We start from the raw sequence: 4,176 nt of genomic DNA on the forward strand, positions 1-4,176 counted from the left end.
CGTTGATGCCCGTTAACGTCTGGTTCTGAAATACGTTCGGGTTGGGCGCGCCGGAATACACCGGCTGAGAGTCCACGATATCGCCCAGCGGCGTGTCACGCGTGCGGTACGTGCCGGCTACTTCCAGTGTGTTGTCGCCACGCAGATAGTTGACCAGCGCCATTTGAGCGGTAGTTGCCGCTGTCCCGGTATTTCCACCGCTCAGTGCCGTCAACTGGGCGCTGGAGAGCGCCGGCGGTGCGGAGGCCGTGTTGATGAACGGCACGAACTGCGAACCTGCCGCTGCCGTGGGGTTATAGGTGACGATATTGCGGCTGGGATACGTGGAGGTGGTGACCCCGCCCGTGGTGCTGACGGTAGCACTCTTCACCAGCATGTTCGCTGCGGACCACGTCGCCGACGTACTGATTGCGCCCGTCGACGAGTTGATCGTAAACGCCTGCAGGTCGCCCTTCCATTTGGCGGTGGTGTAGGTGGCCTGATAGGCCACCGTACCGGTAGTCAACTGGGTGGAGTTGGCCGACAGGCTGGCGCCCGAGCCTGTGCGCTGGGACGCGCGGTTCAATGCATCGGTCAGGCCGCTGGTGAATGACTGCGGACTGGTAGCGGAATAAAAACCGCCATGGCCGTTGACCGCCGCGTGCGCCAGGTCGGCAATGTTGTAGATCGAGTTGGAAGCCGGCGTGGGCCAGCTGAAATTGCTGATGCTCGAATTGGGAACACCATTGGCCCAATTGAAGATGCCACTGATCGTCGCCGTCGACGGGCTGATGCCGACGGGCGTGAAACCCAACCCCATGGTAAAGGTGGTCATGTGCTGCCAGAAGGCGGGGTCAGCCGAATTGGTCGGCACCGAATTGGGCACACTCGTCTGCAGATCGGTGATCCAGTACTTCATGGCCACGTCGGCCAGCGTGTTGCTGTTGCCGTCCTTGTAAGGAGCCGCGGGCGTATACGTGTAGCTCAGGCCGTTGGGGCCAGTGCGTGTCGCGCTGGTGTTATCCACGTTGCCGGTGGTGCTGATATTGCTGGTGCTGTCGTTCCAGAAGCCGTCGGTGGTGAGGATGGTGTATGACTGGCGGCATGCGATCGTTGTGCTGGAACCCTGCGCGGAGGCAGGATCGGTGGACATCGTCGTCCATGGCTGCGAGGTCTGGTAATACTGACCTACCTGATCCAGCGCCTGGCGCAACGGCGTGCCGTTGCTCGCACTTTCTCCGGCAATCCAGTTCCAGAAATTGACCTTCTGGTCGGTGGATTTGCTGCCATCGCCAAAGGGCGCCACGTTGGCAATGTAATTGGTATCGCTATTGTAGTTGTCGGTATAGGAATACTTGGACGACGGAAGCCCACTGCTGTTGTTGCCGTCGATCGAACCAAAGCCGACACGATAGTTTTTGTCGAGCGAGGAGAATGCGAGCATCAGGCCGCTTTTGGCCATCAGGATGCGCGTGTGATAGTAGGCGAACCAGTTGGCGATGTTCGTGCCCGCGGCGATACCCTTGGGCGCCGCCACGCCAGTGGTGTCGGTGGCAGGCACACAGTTCGTGTCGCCCGTCGCGCAAGTCGATGCAGCCACGAACTGGGTGGTATACGGCCCAGCGCCACCGTTGGAATCCGTCGAATACTGGAAATAGCTCAGGTAATAGTTGAACGTACAGAGCTGCGTGCTGCTGCTGTAGTTGAAGGATTTGCCGTCGTTATTGGCAGCGTTATAGGCGTTTTTGCACTTGGTATTGGAACTGAGCGTCTGGCTAAACGCTACCGTGTGCGTGCCCAGCCCCGAATAGCTGAGCGACCCGAAGTTGTTTTGACCTTCGCCGCGGATGTCCTTGTTCGAATAGTTGGTCAGGTTAGCGTTCGAGCTGCTTCCACTGAATCCGTCGATCGGCACGGCGGTGATATCGGTGTAGCTGGTGTAGCTGGAACCGTCGACCTTGACTGGAACGGTGTAGGTTACGGTGGGGTTGTAATAGACGCCGTTGTTGTTCGAGTCGATCAGCGCGGCGTTGTTGAACGCTGTCACACTGTCGGTGCCATTGCCACTTGGCGTAGTGCCATTGGTCGTACCGCTGCAGGTCACGCCGTTCAAATAACAGGCATCGGGCATGTAATCCCACGCCATCGAGCCTGAGTCATCGAGCATCAGCACGATATTCGGCGGAATGGTGGGCTGCAGTGTCACTGGCTGCTGATCGATCGTCACCGTTGTGGTGGCGGCTTGCGCTGGCGTGTAGACGGCGCCAAGCAACCACACGGCCAGCGCCATGCCCAGCAAACGGCAGGCGCCCTGCTTGAAACGATGCGTCGGTCGTGTTGGCGTATTCATCGCGTTTCCATCGTGGAATGGAGTGTCTTGGCCAGAATGGCGAGGCAGGTGCTGCATGGACGGAGAAATCGACATGATCAGCCCTGTTTGACGATGGCTTGCAAGGTGACAACGGCACGGTCACCCACCACGGCGGGATTGCCGCTGCGCGCAGTGATGCGATAGAACACCACCGAACTGGAGCAACCCTGCGCGCCGTAATTGCGGCAATTGGCCGTCTGCCCACTACCCGTATTGCTGCTCTGGTCAACCCAGTTGCCCATGTTTTCCACCACGTATTCCGGTTGGCTCGCGGCCGTCGCGCTGGCGGTATAGGCGCCTGTTCCGGTGCCCGTGGCCACCGGATTGATATTGGCGGTGGTCAGCGTGGGATCGTTGAACGGATTGGGCAGGCAGGTCACGCCACCGGCCTGGCAGTTGTGCCAGATCAGCGTGGGTTGGGTGGGAATCAGCGCCGACGCCTCGCGTATCGCCGCTTCGGCGCTCTGGAAGGCCACCTGGCGATCGTAAAGATTCGCCGCCATCCGCTGCTGCATGATGGTGCCGCGAACAGCCGCCAGGCCCACCAGGGTGATGAGTATCAACAGAATCATCGCCACCACCAGCGCAACACCGCGCTGGGACGATTTCATGGGTTCGCCGCGTGCGGCGCGATGTCGGAATGTGTTGGCCATCGTCATGTCACGGCACTCGATTGCGCAGTGTGGTGGTGCTGGTAAACGAACGCACCAGCGGCTTGCCGTCGACACCGGCAAGCTTGTTCGTACTTGCCAGCGTGAGCTGGACTTGCACGGCCGTTACCTGCGGCCAGTTGGTGACGCTGGCGGCCGTGCCAAATGCCGCATTGCCCAACGGCAAGTAGCTGATCTTCAGCGCGGTGACATTGCGCACCATTTCCTGGGCGGTAGCCGTGGTCCCGGTGGCGCTGGAAATGGCAGTCAGGCGATAAAGCGACGTCGTGCCAGCCGGGTTGTTGCCCAGATACCAGACCGATCCGCTGAGCAAGGCCATCCTGGCGTTGGCGAGGAAGGTGTACGCATTGGCGGTGCCGCAGCTGGTCGGATAGCCAAGGCCCAGCGAGCAATTGCCCGGAGGAATCGCCGAGCCGCTGTTGTGGGTCACCACCGTGCCACCGGCAGCATAAGAATCGACCTGCATGATGGTGGAGTGGTYGAAATCGCAGACCATGATCAGACTGCCGGTCGTCAACAACGTGCTGGCGGCATTGATATTGATGTTGGCTGCACTGCTTGGCGTCACCGCCGAAACCACGACATCCAGGTTGGTGCTGCCAAGCGTGTGCACCGAGCTGGTAGCCGCCACCGGCGAAGTCGCGCCACTGGTGGGGAGCGTGCTCAATGCCGGGTCCTTGCTGGCATCGTCATATCCCAACAGGGTGTTGCTCCAGTCGGCGTACCACGGGATAGGCGCGTTGATCACGTTGGCGATGCGGCCGCTGCTTCCGTCACACCCCGTGTAACCGGCGCTGCGCACGTCGCGGGAAAGCAGCTCGAACGCGATGCGCGACGCATCCTGCACTTCGCCCAGCGCATCGTTCGTACGGTAAGTCTGCTGACCCGCCAAAAACACGCTGGTCACGCCGCCGATGACAATCAGCCCCAACAACATGGCCACCATCAGCTCGATCAAGGTGAAGCCAGCGGCTCGCCTGCGCGTTCGAGTGCGGCGCATGGAATACTCACTCATAGCAGGGCCTGCGTGACAACTTGTTGGGTGGATGTGCCGCTAAGGCCGGCACGGCTGTCATCAAACTGGATGGTGACGGTGCAGTTGGCGGAATTGGTGCCGCTGGCGGGCGTGCAGGCAATCGTGCCAACGGTGTTGGC

3 protein-coding genes are annotated in these 4,176 nt (G+C 60.6%); all 3 read right to left on the reverse strand.

Going from position 1 to position 4,176, the window contains the following annotated elements:
* Positions 1-2,329: pilus assembly protein (locus AC1DMG_RS20445; RefSeq protein ID WP_477180998.1), on the reverse strand; the 2,329-nt coding region annotated here is incomplete at its 3' end.
* Between the two features lie 77 nt (positions 2,330-2,406).
* Positions 2,407-2,961 (reverse strand): pilus assembly PilX family protein, encoded by a 555-nt coding sequence (locus tag AC1DMG_RS20450; protein ID WP_441602670.1) that lies wholly within the window; start codon positions 2,959-2,961, stop codon positions 2,407-2,409.
* 49 nt (positions 2,962-3,010) lie between these two features.
* Positions 3,011-4,021: a prepilin-type N-terminal cleavage/methylation domain-containing protein gene (locus tag AC1DMG_RS20455; protein WP_477180999.1), complete on the reverse strand. Its 1,011-nt coding sequence runs from the start codon at positions 4,019-4,021 to the stop codon at positions 3,011-3,013.
* Positions 4,022-4,176 lie beyond the last annotated feature (155 nt).

The sequence above is a fragment of the Dyella sp. 01N36 genome, from assembly GCF_056399745.1.